This is a genomic window from Amycolatopsis sp. lyj-108 (assembly GCF_046549005.1).
GTDB lineage: Bacteria > Actinomycetota > Actinomycetes > Mycobacteriales > Pseudonocardiaceae > Amycolatopsis.
Map to the genome: position 1 here is coordinate 265012 of NZ_JAJPWQ010000007.1, position 13422 is coordinate 278433.

At 68.8% G+C, this 13422-nt stretch carries 10 protein-coding genes; 5 read left to right on the plus strand and 5 right to left on the minus strand.

The window, feature by feature from the left end; translation table 11 throughout:
* Positions 1 to 9 precede the first annotated feature (9 nt).
* The gene (locus ACLJO0_RS25745) at positions 10 to 2007 is read left to right on the plus strand and encodes an RICIN domain-containing protein (RefSeq protein ID WP_410580976.1); all 1998 of its coding nucleotides are present in this window, start codon (positions 10 to 12) and stop codon (positions 2005 to 2007) included.
* A 171-nt stretch (positions 2008 to 2178) separates the two neighbouring features.
* Here ACLJO0_RS25745 and ACLJO0_RS25750 read toward each other — a convergent pair whose 3' ends face one another.
* Complete coding sequence (locus ACLJO0_RS25750; RefSeq protein WP_410580977.1) at positions 2179 to 3909, minus strand: glycoside hydrolase family 6 protein; 1731 nt, start codon at positions 3907 to 3909, stop codon at positions 2179 to 2181.
* Between the two features lie 236 nt (positions 3910 to 4145).
* Here ACLJO0_RS25750 and ACLJO0_RS25755 point away from each other — a divergent pair, with 236 nt between their 5' ends.
* From ACLJO0_RS25755 to ACLJO0_RS25765, 3 genes are read left to right on the plus strand one after another with little or no spacing between them, the layout of a single operon-like run.
* Entirely contained in the window at positions 4146 to 4823 is a 678-nt protein-coding gene (locus ACLJO0_RS25755) for a response regulator transcription factor (RefSeq protein ID WP_410580978.1), read from the plus strand.
* On the plus strand, positions 4816 to 6210 hold the full coding sequence (locus ACLJO0_RS25760; RefSeq protein WP_410580980.1) for an ATP-binding protein: 1395 nt from the start codon (positions 4816 to 4818) through the stop codon (positions 6208 to 6210). The genes ACLJO0_RS25755 and ACLJO0_RS25760 overlap by 8 nt, the downstream gene beginning before the upstream one ends.
* A 57-nt stretch (positions 6211 to 6267) precedes the next feature.
* Positions 6268 to 7395: an acyltransferase family protein gene (locus ACLJO0_RS25765; RefSeq protein ID WP_410580981.1), complete on the plus strand. Its 1128-nt coding sequence runs from the start codon at positions 6268 to 6270 to the stop codon at positions 7393 to 7395.
* A gap of 12 nt (positions 7396 to 7407) precedes the next feature.
* On the opposite strand, the gene ACLJO0_RS25770 is transcribed toward ACLJO0_RS25765, so the two are convergent.
* Positions 7408 to 8856: a DHA2 family efflux MFS transporter permease subunit gene (locus ACLJO0_RS25770; RefSeq protein ID WP_410580982.1), complete on the minus strand. Its 1449-nt coding sequence runs from the start codon at positions 8854 to 8856 to the stop codon at positions 7408 to 7410.
* Positions 8857 to 9065: 209 nt separating this feature from the next.
* On the opposite strand from ACLJO0_RS25770, the gene ACLJO0_RS25775 reads away from it, so the two are divergent.
* Complete coding sequence (locus ACLJO0_RS25775) at positions 9066 to 9917, plus strand: maleylpyruvate isomerase N-terminal domain-containing protein (RefSeq protein WP_410580983.1); 852 nt, start codon at positions 9066 to 9068, stop codon at positions 9915 to 9917.
* Between the two features lie 151 nt (positions 9918 to 10068).
* Here ACLJO0_RS25775 and ACLJO0_RS25780 read toward each other — a convergent pair whose 3' ends face one another.
* From ACLJO0_RS25780 to ACLJO0_RS25790, 3 genes are all read right to left on the minus strand, one after another.
* Entirely contained in the window at positions 10069 to 11886 is a 1818-nt protein-coding gene (locus tag ACLJO0_RS25780) for a proprotein convertase P-domain-containing protein (protein ID WP_410580985.1), read from the minus strand.
* Between the two features lie 83 nt (positions 11887 to 11969).
* Positions 11970 to 12905 carry a helix-turn-helix domain-containing protein gene (locus tag ACLJO0_RS25785; RefSeq protein ID WP_410580987.1) on the minus strand — a complete coding sequence of 312 codons (936 nt, stop codon included), beginning with the start codon at positions 12903 to 12905 and terminating at the stop codon, positions 11970 to 11972.
* 59 nt (positions 12906 to 12964) lie between these two features.
* Positions 12965 to 13357: a winged helix-turn-helix transcriptional regulator gene (locus ACLJO0_RS25790; RefSeq protein WP_410580988.1), complete on the minus strand. Its 393-nt coding sequence runs from the start codon at positions 13355 to 13357 to the stop codon at positions 12965 to 12967.
* Positions 13358 to 13422 lie beyond the last annotated feature (65 nt).

A 13422-nucleotide genomic window follows, 5' to 3' on the forward strand; every position in this document is an offset into this window, starting at 1 on the left:
AGTTCACCGATGAGCCGCAGAACCACGTTCCGCCGTCTGTTCACCGTCCTCTGTGTACCGTTGACCGCGGCCGGGCTGACCGTCGCGACGGCCTCGGCCGCCGACTCGGTGACAGTCCGGCCCGATCCCACCTACCGCCATCAGGCCTTCGAGGGCTGGGGCGCGAGCCTCGCGTGGATGGCCGAGGCCACCGGGCGCTATCCGGATCCGATCCGCACGAAACTGGCCGACATGGTGTTCGGCGAGGACGGGTTGAACTTCACCATCGCCCGGTTCAACATCGGCGGCGGGAACGCGCCGGACGTCCCACCCTATCTGCGTCCGGGCGGCGCCATCCCCGGCTGGTGGAGGGCGCCCGCGGGGACGACCCGCGCGGACAAGGACTGGTGGACCCCGGGCGATCCCGCGGAGTTCGATCCCGCCGCCGACCCGAGCCAGCGCTGGTGGGTGGACCGGATCAAGAACCGGGTCACGCGCTGGGAGGCGTTCAGCAACTCGCCGCCGTACTTCCACACGGTGTCGGGGTACGTCTCCGGCGGGTTCAACGCCACCGACGAGCAGCTGCGGACCGAGAAGACGGGCGACTTCACCGCCTACCTGGCAAAGGTCGCCAAGACCCTCGAACGCGCGCACGGCATCAAGTTCGCGTCGGTCAACCCGCTGAACGAGCCCAACACGAACTACTGGAAGACCACACTGGGGCCGGACGGGAACCCGACCGGCGGCAGGCAGGAAGGCGCGCACATCGGGCCGTCGGTCCAGTCGCGGCTGATCCCCGAGATGGCGAAGGCACTGGCCGCGACCGGTTCACGGGCGATCGTCTCCGCTCCCGACGAGACCAATCCGGACATCTTCGCCGCGGACTGGAACGGCTGGTCGCCCGAAGCACGCGCGGCCGCCGGACGGCTCAACGTGCACACCTACGGCACCGGGAACCGGCCGATCCCGCGGGATCTGGCCAAAGGCGCGGCGAAACCGCTGTGGATGAGCGAGGTCGGCGGGAGCTGGAAGGACGGCCAGGACTTCACGAGTATGGATCCCGGCCTCGGTCTCGCCCGGCAGATCACCGGCGACCTGCGTGAACTGGAGCCGAGCGCGTGGATCGGCTGGCAGCCGATCGAGGACCACAACGCGATGAAGCCGGGCGGCGAGCGGCCGGAGGGGATGAACTGGGGCGAGATCCAGATCCCGTTCGACTGCCCGGCGAACGCCACCCTGGCGAACTGTCCGATCAGGACGAACACGAAGTACCACACGATGCGGAACTTCACCCATTTCATCAAGCCGGGTGACCGCGTGATCGGGGTGAACGACCCGTCCAGCACCGCCGCGCTGCGCGGCGAGAACCTGGCGACGGTGGTCCATGTCAACGCGGGGGACACCGAGCGGGACGTCACCCTGGACTTGTCCGGCTTCGCCCGGATCCAGCCCGGTGCGAAGGTGACCCCGGTGGTGACCGACGTCGGTGGCGCGCTCCGGAAGGGCGAAGCGGTGAAGGTGTCGGGCCAGAAGGCGACCTTGCGGGTGCCTGCCCGGTCGGTGACCAGTTTCGTGGTCGACGGTGTCGGTTCGGTCGCCTCCGGGACCGGGCTCGGCTCCGGGAAGGCGTTCTCGTTCACCGGCGTGCAGAGCGGGAAGTCGCTGAGCGCCGAGAACGGTTCGCTCGTGCAGCGCACGACGGACGTCTCGGCCGCCGCCCAGCGTTGGACACTGGCCGATCGCACCGGCCGGTACGGCAACCGGGATCAGTTCACGATCTCGAACGCCGGGAGCGGACAGGTGCTCAGTACGGCCGGTGGCGCGGTGACGCTGGTTCCGGCGGGCACGGACGGACCGGCTTCGCGCTGGACGTTGTCGAGCACCGGTGACGGGACCTGGGCGTTCGTCAACGTCGCGACGGGCAGCCTGCTCGACGTGACCGGCGAATCCCGTGAGGACGGTGCGCGGATCGGGACCTACCAGCCCACCAACGGCCCGAACCAGCGGTGGCAGGCTGTGGCGCGTTAGAAGCTCGTGAGTGGCGTTCCGGTTTACAACCCCAATCGCCACTCACGACCACCTGGACCGAACGGCTCCCGGCCGTCCCGAGTACCACTCACGACCACCTGCGCCACGCCGGCGGTTTCGCGTGACTGGTCGGACGACACGCGTGCGGCCATGAGCCGGCGGTACCGCTACTTACAGCGCCGGATACGCGTTCTTCAGGAGTTCCTGGAACTGCGCCGAGAACCAGTGCCCGGAAAGCGGCGCGTCGGGCAGCGCGCCGGAGAGGTTGTTCTGGTTCCGCGGGTTACCGGTGTACGTCGGATCGCACATCCGGTCGAACCCCTTACCCTCGGTGTTCGGGATCTCCTTGCTGGCACCGTCGGACTCGCCCGGCGGCTTGATCCAGACGTAGGCGTCGATCCCGGCTTCCGGAGCGGCCTTCGGGCGCTCGCCCAGCCCGGCGCCGGATTGGTTGCACCAGTTGCCCAGATGGATGCGCCGATCGGTCCGGCCGCCGTTCACGTAGGCGTCGACCGTGGTGGACGGCCCGGCACCGGTCGGCCGCGCGGTGCCGCCCCAGCCGTTGCGGGAAGTGTCGATGAGCATGCCGACGTCCGCCGAGAACCCGGCCCGGACCGCTTCCTGCCGGAACGCCTGTGCATAGGAGAGTTCGTCGACGTAGCGGTTCCAGTCGATCCACTTCGACGTCCGCACCGAAGTGCCGCCGACACTGTCGTTCACGGTGAAGTACGGCTCCTTGAGCGCACCGTAGTTCGCGGTGTTCGCGATGAAGCCGTGCACGTTGGCCGTCGTGCTCCCGGAGGTCCGTGCGGCCTCGGCCATGAGCGCGGCGGACGGGCCGAGGTTGTCGTCCCAGCCGAGCCAGCCGTGGTGCCCGGCGTCGATGTAGTTGTAGACGTTGGCGACCGGACCGAGTTTCGCCAGCGCGTAGCCGACGCCCTTGACGTAGTTCCCGTTGGCCTTCATGACGTCGCACTGGGGCGTGACCGTCGGGCGGGGCGTCACGTTGGTGACCAGGTTCGGCAGTGAGTCGATTTCGACCACGTTCACGATCCGCAACGTCGAGTACTTCGGATCGGCGACGATCGTGGCGATCGGGTCGATGTACTCGGTCTGGTACCGCGCGAGTTCGTCCGCCTTGAGTTCGCCGTTCGAAGCGAGCGCGGCACAGTCACGGCCGGGCAGGTTGTAGATCACCAGCTGGACGACCAACGGTGCCCCGGCGGCCTGCCGGAGTGCTTCGTCGAGATGACCACGCAGCCCGCGGCTCGTGCTCGTGCCCGCGATGGCGGCGATCCGGTCGAGCCAGACGCCGGTCGGCTGGTTCGCGATCCGGGCCCCGCCCGGTTCCGCGGCGGCCTTCGCCGACCAATCCGGGTTCACGTACACCCCGGCGCCGGCATAGGGGTTGTCCACCTTGGGGCCGCCGGGACCCGGCGTGGTGGTCGTGGTGGTGGGCGGGGTCGTGGTGGTGGGGACGGTGGAACCGGTGCAGGTGGTGCCGTTCAAGGTGAAGACCGCGGGTTTCCCGTTGGTGCCTGAGTAGCTCCCGTTGAACCCGGGGGAGACGGTGGCGCCGGTACCGATCGAACCGTTCCACCCCGCGTCCTTGACCGTCACGCGCGTACCTTGCTGGCCGAAGGTCCCGTTCCAGCCCTGTTGCACCCGCTGGTCGCCGGGGAAGTCCCAGCTCAGCGTCCAGCCGCCGCTGATCGGGTCGCCGAGATTGGTCACGGTCACGGTCGCCCCGAAACCGGTGTCCCATTGGTTGGTGATCGTGTAGTCGACCTTGCAGCCCGGCGCCGCTTCGGCACTCGAGCCCAGCACCACCGGTACAGCCACCATCGCGAGTACCGCGCTGATGGCCAGTGGTGCCGAAACACCCTTTCTGCGGAATCTCATACGTCGCCTCCTTGCGACCGGAATCCGAATTATGGGAGCGCTCCCATCGAGGACCGTAAAGGGACGGATCGGTCGTGGCAAGGTCGATGGGACCGAGGTATGGGATCGCTCCCATAAAGCTACGAAAGAACTGGGCCACCCGGTGGAAGGCTCCGTCTGATGGCCGCGAAGCCTTCACCCGGACAGCGGGATCGGGCTTCGGGAGTTCGGGCCCGGCCGTATGGGATCGTGAGCCGATGAGGATCTTGCTCGTGGAAGACGAGCGGCGGCTGGCCGAATCGCTGCGCGCCGGGCTGAGCGCCGAAGGCTACGCCGTTGACGTCGCGCACAACGGCCGCGACGCGCTTTGGTACGCCGCCGAGCATCCCTACGCCGCGATGATCCTCGACATCATGCTGCCCGGCCTCAACGGCTACCGCGTCTGCCGGAGGCTCCGCGAACGAGGTGACAACACCCCGATCCTCATGCTGACCGCGAAGGACGGGGAGGACGACGAGATCGAGGCGCTGGACACCGGCGCCGACGACTTCCTCCCGAAGCCGTTCTCGTACGGTGTCCTGCTCTCCCGGCTGCGGGCGCTGATCCGGCGCGGGGGAGCGACCCGGCCGGGCACGCTGCGGCTCGGCGACCTCGAACTCGACCAGGCCAGTCACAGCTGCCGTCGCGGCGCGGCCGAGATCCCGTTGACCACCAAGGAGTTCGCGCTGCTGGCGTATCTCATGAAACGGCAGGGCGAAGTGGTCACCAAGGCGGAACTGCTGGAGAACCTCTGGGATTTCGCGGCGTCGGCGACCGCGAACCTCGTGGAGGTCCACATGAGCGCGCTGCGGCGCAAGATCGATCTGCCGTTCGGGGTGGAGACGATCCGGACGGTGCGCGGCGCCGGCTACCACGTGGTGGGCTCCAGTGCGTAAGTTCTTGCGGACCACCCGGTTCCGGGTCGCGCTGACCGCTTTCCTGGCGTCGCTCATCGCTCTGTCGGTCGTTTCGGCGTGGCTCGTGCTCGATGCCCAGAACCGGCTGGGCAACGGCGCCGCGCAGGTGGCGAGGGAGCGCGCGGCCGCGATCGTCCAGGTACTGAACACCGGCGCCGCCCCGGCCGATCTGCGGCTCCACGTGCGGGCTTCGATCTACGAGGTGACCACCCGGACCGGCGAGCGGGTCGCGTCTTGTCCCGGCCTGCGATCCGGGGGGATCGTCCCGGACGGGGGCATCCTGTACAGAGACAGTGTCCAGGACCTCAAGCCTGGCGACGTCGACCTCGCCAGCCAGGAATCCATCGGCTGCGCGAGTGCGCTCGGGGAAGATCCAGAGGGGAACGGACTCCGGCTGCACGTGGCGGCCATCCCGAGCGGAGACAGTAAGTACCGGGTGTTCGGCGCGGCCATCGTGGACGAGTCCGGACAGGCGGCGCTCGATTCGGTGCGCGTGACGCTGCTGGCCGGTGTCCCGGTGATCGCACTGCTGATCGGGGTGATCGCGTGGCTCGCGGTACGCCGGTCGCTGCGGCCGGTCGAGGCGATCCGCTCGGAGGTCGCGGAGATCGGCGCGCACGATCTCTCCCGACGGGTCCCGGCCCCGGACAGTGCCGACGAGATCGCGAAGCTCGCGGAAACGATGAACACGATGCTCGCCCGCCTGGACACGGCGGTCACCAGGCAGAGCCGGTTCACCTCCGACGCGTCGCACGAACTGCGCACCCCGCTGGCGTCCCTGCGGACCCAGCTGGAGGTGCTGCTCGCGCATCCGGACCGGCTGGACTGGCGCGACGCCTGCCGGAACGCGCTCCTCGACGTCACCCGGCTGCAGGACCTCGTCGGCGATCTCGTCCTGCTCGGCAAGCTGGACAACGCGGCGCCGGAACGGCTCACGCCGGTGCGTCTGTCCGAAGTGGTCGAATCCTGTCTATCCGGACGGCAGGGTGTGCGCGCGGTGATCGAGGGAGATCCGACGGTCCTGGGTGACCGCGGCAGGCTGGAACGGTTGCTGCGCAACCTGGTGGACAACGCGCAACGCCACACCCGCACCGGCGTCGAGGTGACGGCGTCCACAATGGACGGTTTCGGGGTACTGGCGGTCACCGACGACGGTCCCGGCATCCCCACCGGCGACCGCGAGCGGGTGTTCGACCGGTTCGTGCGACTGGACGACGGTCGTGCGCGCGACGACGGTGGCGCCGGACTCGGGCTGGCGATCGTCGCCGAGATCGGCCGAGCGCACGGCGGCACCGTCGAGGTCGCCGACCACGACGGCGGAGCCCGCCTCGTCGTCCGCCTGCCGTCGGCGGAAGCGCGAAGCTGAAGACGTCTTCAGTTTCCTTAAGCTTCCGTTCAGCGTTCACGCCCGAACCTTCGGGTCATGTTCGCTCCCTCGCGTCACTCCTGGTGGCGGCCGCTCGGCCACGCCGACTACCTGGCCTCGTCGTGGTTCCCCGGCCTCACCGGCGTGCGCGCGCTCGCCGCCGTTGCCGTCGTGTTCTTCCACTACGGCGGTCCCGTCGTCGACCGCCTGCAGGGCTGGATCGCCGTGCAGTTGTTCTTCGTGCTGTCCGGATTCCTCATCACGACACTGGCATTGAGGGAGGAAGACCGTGACGGCCGGATCTCGCTGCGCGGGTTCTTCGTCCGCCGGGTCTTCCGGATCATGCCGGTGTACTTCCTGCTCCTGGCGATGACCACGCTCGCGGTGATCATCGGCGGCACGTATCAGAGCAGCAGGCTCGCCGACGCGATGCCGTACTACCTTCTCTTCGGCAACGAACTCGTCGACTACAACACGCCCTACCCGACGTCGTGGTCGCTGGGGGTGGAGGAGAAGTTCTACCTCGTATGGCCCGCGCTGCTGGTGCTCACGTCGTTCGCGCGGAGCGGGAAGACGGCGCTGCGCCTGCTGCTGGGCGCGTCGGTCGTCCTCGGTGTGGTGCTCTTCGCGCTTCCGCTGGCCCCGTCACACACCTGGGCGAGCCTTTCGGTGCACTACTGCTCGCTGATCATCGGCTGTCTGCTGGCGATGACGCTCCACCATCCGCGCGGGTTCGCCCTGTTCCGGCCGCTGACCAGGCCGGCCGTCGCCACGGCGATCGGGTGCGGGTTCGTCGTCCTGCAGTTCTCCGTCGGCCCGCTGGCGAAGGCACTCGGCGGACACTGGCAATTCGTGGTCCCGGTCTACGCGGCGGGCTCGGCCTTGCTGCTCGTGGCCGTCGTTTCGCCGGGTCCGGTCCGGAAACTGCTTTCGAGCAGGCCGATGACCTACGTCGGCGATCGTTCCTACGCGCTCTACCTCGCCCAGACGGGTGCGGCCGGGGTCACGGGCTGGCTGCTGCCCAGCGGGCTCGCCAAGGCCGCGGCGACCACCGGTGTCGCGTTGCTGTTCGCGTGCGCGCTGCGCCGCTGGGTCGAACAGCCCGCCATCGCCTACGGCCGGAAAGTGGCCGAACGCCGCGCGCCCGCCGTGCCTCCGGTGGAGGCCGCGGCGGGCGCGAAGTGAACGGGTCCGGCGTCAGTGGTGCGCGGCCACCGCGGTGGCCCCGGCGCTCTTCTTGACGAACAGCGAACCGACGAACGCGGCCAGTCCGACACAACCGGCGACCATGAACGTGATGCGGATACCGCCGGCGTCGGGGCTGGCCGCCCCGGCCGTGGTCGTGCTCGCCGTGGCCACCGCGATGAACATGGCGGTGCCGAGCGCGCCGGCGAGCTGCTGAAGGGTGGCGAGGATCGCGCTGCCGTGTGAATAGAGGTGCTCGGGCAGCGAACCGAGGGATTCGGTCATCAGCGGCGTCATCATGAGGCCGAGCCCGCCCATCAGGAGGACGTGGATGGCGATGACCGCGACCAGCGGCGATCCCGGGCCGAGCAGGGCGAACAGCCACAGCGAGACCGCCATCGCGGCGGCGCCGGGGATGACCAGTGGCCGTGGGCCGAAGCGGTCGTACAGCGCGCCGACCGGGCGGCCGAGCAGCCCGAGGGCCAGGCCGCCGGGAAGCACCGCGAGCCCGCTGACGAACGTGCTGGTGTGCAGGACGGTCTGCAGGTACAGCGGCAGCAGGATCGCCGCGGCGCCGAGCAGGCACATGAACAGCAGCGCCGTCAGTACGAGCGCGACGACGAAACTGCGGTGGGTGAACGGGCGCAGGTCCAGCAGCGCGCGATCTTCCTTCTGCAGGCGCAACTGGCGCCAGGTGAACACCACGAGTGCCACGGCGCCGACGGCGATCGGCACCCACGGCGGCACCGGCTGATGCCCGCCCGCGGACTCGCCGGACACCGACAGGCCGTACAGGACGCCACCGAAACCGATGGCGGACAGGATCACCGAGAGCACGTCCAGCGGCACCTTGCGGGTGTCGCTCTCCAACCTCAGCTGCATCATGCCGACCACCAGGGCGGCGATCGAGAGCGGCAGCACGATCCAGAACATCCAGCGCCAGCCGAGCGAGGAGAGCACGGCACCGCCGATGGTCGGGCCGATGGCAGGGGCGACCGCGATGACGATCGTGATCGTGCCCATCGTGGCGCCGCGTTTCTCCACCGGCACCAGGCGCATCACCGTGGTCATCAGCAGCGGCAGCATCACCGCGGCACCGCAGGCCTGGATGACGCGGCCGGTCAGCAGGAGCGCGAAGCCCGGGGCGAGCGCGCTGACCAGCGTGCCGGTGCTGAACAGGATCAGCGACGCGAGGAACACCTGGCGCGGGGTGAACCGTTCGAGCAGGAACCCGGTGGTCGGGATGACGACCGCCATGGTGAGCAGGAAGCCGCTCGTCAGCCACTGGACGGTGGTGGTCGGGACCTTGAGGTCGACGGTCAGGTCACGCAGCGCGACGCTCAGGATGGTCTCGTTGAGGATCATCACGAACGCGGAAAGGACCAGGACCCCGATCAGGAGCCCGGCTTTCGCCGGTGCCCTTTCCTGGTCGTGGGCGGTTTCGGGCAGGGTCTCGGTCATCAGTGAAGGGCTCCTGGAAGGGCGCAAGTCCGCGTTGGCCGCCTTCGGCGCCGGCAACGGTGACAGCGAAGGCGAGGCTTGTCTGCCGTCCAGTCTGCCTGGGCCGGTCGGTGCGTGTCACGTCGATTTCCGTAGTGAGTACGGTCACTGCGCCCGAAGACAGCACGAGAGCGGAAGGATTCGCCGTTCCACCAGGATAAAATCGGTCCGTGACCACAGCGATCACGGCGGATCGATGGCAGTCGGTGCGGCGCGCCTATCGGGTGACGGGGGCGCGTTTCGCGGAACTGGTGGCCCGCGTTCCGGATCCGGACGCGATGGTCACCGCGGACTGGACGGCGGCCGACACGGTGGCCCACGTCGCGATGATCGCGAAGATGTACACGTCACTCGCGCGCCCGGACAGCACCCCGTTCTTGGACGCCCGCGGGCAGGGCCAGGTCGAAAAGACCACTGTGGACACCGTTTCCGTGCTGAACACCCTGGTGTTACGGGATTTTCCCGAACGCGACATCGGAGTGCTGGTGACGGGACTGCTCGCTGACATCGACGAAGTGCTGCGGATGACCGAGGACGCCGATCCGGCGACCCCGCTGGACTGGCTCGGGGACTCTAAGGTGCCGCTGGCGGGAGTCCTCGCGCACCTGGTCAACGAACTGCAGATCCACGGCTGGGACATCGCCAAGGCGCTGAAGCTGCCGTGGACGATGCCACCGGGTGACGCGGCGCTGTTCTTCGACCTCTTCATGGTGGGCGTGCTGACCCACGACACCGGCCACCTTCTCGACACCGACGAACCGCCGCGGGACAGACGGATCGCCGTGGCGTTCCGGTCGGCGTACACGTCCCCGGTCGTGCTGGTGCTGCATCGGGGGCTGGTCACGGTGGAGCGGCCCGGCGGGCCGGTCGACGTGCGGATCTCGTTCGACCCGCCGACGCTGAACCTGATGCTGTTCCACCGGGTCGGCAAGGCGCGTGCCGCGCTGACGCGGAAGATCGTCGTGAGTGGCCCGCGGCCGTGGCTGCTGCCCGCCTTCTTGCGGGTGGTCCGGCTGCCGTAGGGGCACCTCGCGCCCGGCACAGCGCGGGAAGGGGGCCTTCGCACCTTCCCCAAGTACATGAAGGACCCCTTCCTTGCGCCTAGGTACAGGAAGGGGTCCTTCATGTACTTCATAGGCGGCCCTCGCGGACCGCCACCGCACGAGAACCTGCCTAGAGCGTCAGCGACCAGGTGTCGAGCACCCCTGTGTCACCGGGTCCGTAGTCGGTGACACGGAGTTGCCACTTCCCGCCGGCCGGGGACGACGCGCCGGGCACCGAGAACGTCCGGGCACCGTTCCACGCGGTGCACGCCGAACCGCCGCTGTACTTGAGCGGATAGGCCTTGCCGTTCGGATCCAGGAGCGTCACCCCGAGGTCCTCGGCGCAGGTGTGCCGGATCGTCACCGAAATCCCGAGCGACGCCGCGGCCTGCCCGGTGAGAGTCGAGGTCACTGGGCTGAACACCTGCCGGTAGTCCTGAATCGCGAAGTCGGTGCCGTTGCTCAGCGTCCGGCCACCGGTGCCGGGCTGCGTCTTGACGGACACGACCCCGCTCGACGGCGACACGTTCCCCGCGGCGTCGCGGGCCTTCACGGTGAAACCGTACGAGGCGTCCGGGCTGAGGCCGGTCACGGTGACACTGGTTCCCGTCGCGGACGTCGCCAGTGTCGAACCGTTGTAGACGTCGTAACCGGCGACACCGACGTTGTCCGTGGCGGCATCCCAGGCGAGCGAGACACTGTCCGACGTCGTGCCGGTGGATCGCGCGTTGCCCGGCGCGCTCGGCGCTGTGGTGTCGCCGCCGCCGGTCACCAGGGTGAGGTTCCACTTGTTCAGCGCCTCGATCACCGGTTGGAAGATCGACATGTCCCCGTCGCTGGGATTCTCCACGCATTTCGACGGGCCACCGTCGTGCAGGCCGACCGCCTTGGTGCCGAGCAGCCAGCCACCACCCGAGTCGCCACCGAGCGAACAGGCCGTCGTCCAGGTCAGGTCCTCGATGATCAGCCCGCCGCCGTAGTCGACGGCCTTGTGCGTGTACTTCACCTCGCCGCATTTCCACTTCGAGGTGTTGCCGGAATGGCAGACCCGGTCGCCGACCATGGCCTCGGCCGAGCCGGTGACGGTGATGGCGGGTTCGCCCCACGTGTTGACGGCGGCGGAGAGTTCCCAGCCGGATTGCGTCACTGCGACCACGCCCATGTCGCCTTCGCGGGCGTTGACACTGCGCGTCCCGCCGACGTTCGAGGTGCCGATCCGGTTCTGCTGGCTCTGCGCGCCGAAGGCGGCCTGGTCGCGGTCGTTCGTGCAGTGCCCGGCGGTGAGAAAGTGCTTGGCGCCGGAGGAATCCGTCGCGCCGAAGCCGACCGAACAGTAAGTCTCGCCACCCGGCCACCACGGGTTCCCGGTCTGGATCGTGCCGGCCTGCTGCCGCGGCGAAGACCCGGTCTCGGTGATCCGCACGCCGAGTTCCCGTGCCAGGGAAAGGAAACTCTCGGTCTCGGCGGTCTTGCGGGAACTGTCGACCGAGACGCCGACCTCGTTGTTCCGGACGTCGACACCCCAGCCGAACACACCGGGGACACCGTCACCGATGAGGGCACGGACGGCATCGTCGGTCCGGTCCAGGTCGGCTTTGGACCGGGCAACCAGTCGCGTTTCGGCCCCGGCGGCCTGGGCCGCGTCGGCGTCCGCCATGTTCGTGACGGCCAAGGTCAGCTTGCCCGTGGCCGCGTCGAACCACTGCCCGGCGGACCGGGCGCGCAGTCCGGTGGGGAGCGAAGCGGCCAGCCGGTGGGCCTCGTCCTGCGCGGCCAGCTGGGATTTCGCCTGGGGCACGGTCAGGCCGAACGCGGCGGCCACCCCGTTCACCTCGGCGTCGGGATGGAGGGGAGCCGGTGGTGAAGCGGCCTGTGCCATCGGCGTGAATCCCGCCGCGGCCAGTGCCATGACACTGAGGCAGGAAAGCATTCTGCGGTGCCGTCGCATGCGCACTCCTCGAATCGAAAAGTAGGTGCGCCGACGGTAATTCCATTACCTCGCGGAATTGTAGGCCCGCGAGTCGTTAACAATTAAGAGTCCCAGTCCCACTCGAAGCCGAACCTGCCGGGGCCGAAATTCAGCGCGATGCCGTGCACGGCATCGGCGCACGGCAGGACTTCCGTCCACTCCGCGGGCTGTCCGTCCTGTTCGGAATAGCGGCGGCATCGGGCCGGGAGCACGCCGGGGGAGAATCGGATCTCGAGTACGTATTCCCGTGCGGGGAGCCGGAATTTGCGTTCGTAGTTCGTCGCGTGCGGGAACGGCGCACTGTTCACCAGCGTATGCTCGGTGATGACGGTTTCGCCTTTCGCGAGCGGCCGTTCGAAGAGCAGTTCCATCACGAGAAGGCCGTCTTCGGGCCGGTGCACGCTCCGGCCGGGGTGGCAGCCCCTCAACGAGGTCACCTCGGGCAACGGCCGGTCGTGTTCGTCGATGTGGACGATCACCACCCACCGGTCCGGGCCGTCGGCCTCGGCACGGAGTACCTGCCGCGACCGGAACGCGAGTTCTTCCCGGCCTGGGCCGACGGAGACGACGTCGTGCTGGCTGATCCTCGTCAGCCGTTCGTCCCACCGGGTGTCGACCTCGCTGACGGCCGCGTCGATCCGCGTCCGGTCCGGCCAGTACCGGCCGATCTCCGGCAGTCCGTCGGCGCGGGCGGGCCACCGGCCCCGTGCCCGCGGCGGGCCGAGCAGCGCGGTCAAGCTCCCGGGCTCCACTTCCAGTACCTGTTCGAGGTGACGGAGTCCGAGTACCGAATCCCGGCGTTCTGGGCGGCTTCGCCCGGACTGCCAGTAGCTGAGCGTCGCCGCCGTGATCGAGACGCCGCGAGCGCGTAGGTGGTCGCGCAGGCGTTCCAGGCTGAGGCCGCGCGCCCGGATCGCCTCGCGCAGCGCGTCGGCGAAGGGCCCGTCGCGGAGCAACCGCTCTAGCCCGGGCCGGGGATCAGCTCCGCCGGACGTCACGCGAGGAGCATAGATCCGTACCGCGGCGAAGTGAACGGGGCGAGACCCTGACCAGGCCGTTAACCATTAACAGGCGCGTCGAACCGGCGTCGTGAGTCTTCGATGTGGCCGAGGAACCGGTGGGTCCAGTCGCACATCCCGTCGACCGTCGCGCGCAGGCCGTGCCCGGCCTCGGTGAGGGTGTAGTCGACGCGTGGCGGGACGGTCGGATGCACCGTCCGCTCGATCAGTCCGTTGCGCTCCAGCATGCGCAGGTTCTGGGTGAGCATCTTGTGGCTGATGCCTTCGATGTCGTTGCGCAGTTCGGTGAACCGGCGGGTGCGGTCGCCGACCGTCTCGATGATCAGGAGCGCCCACTTGTTGGCGACGTCGGCGAAGATCTCCCGCGCCAGCGAGTCCGCCCGCATCAGGTCCGCGTCGTCCGTCGTGCCGCTGAGCTGCTTGGTCACCATGAGGTTCCCCAGTCACGAAAAAGTGCGTTCTTCCAGGTCGTCGCACACTCTCCTACAGTTCCTGG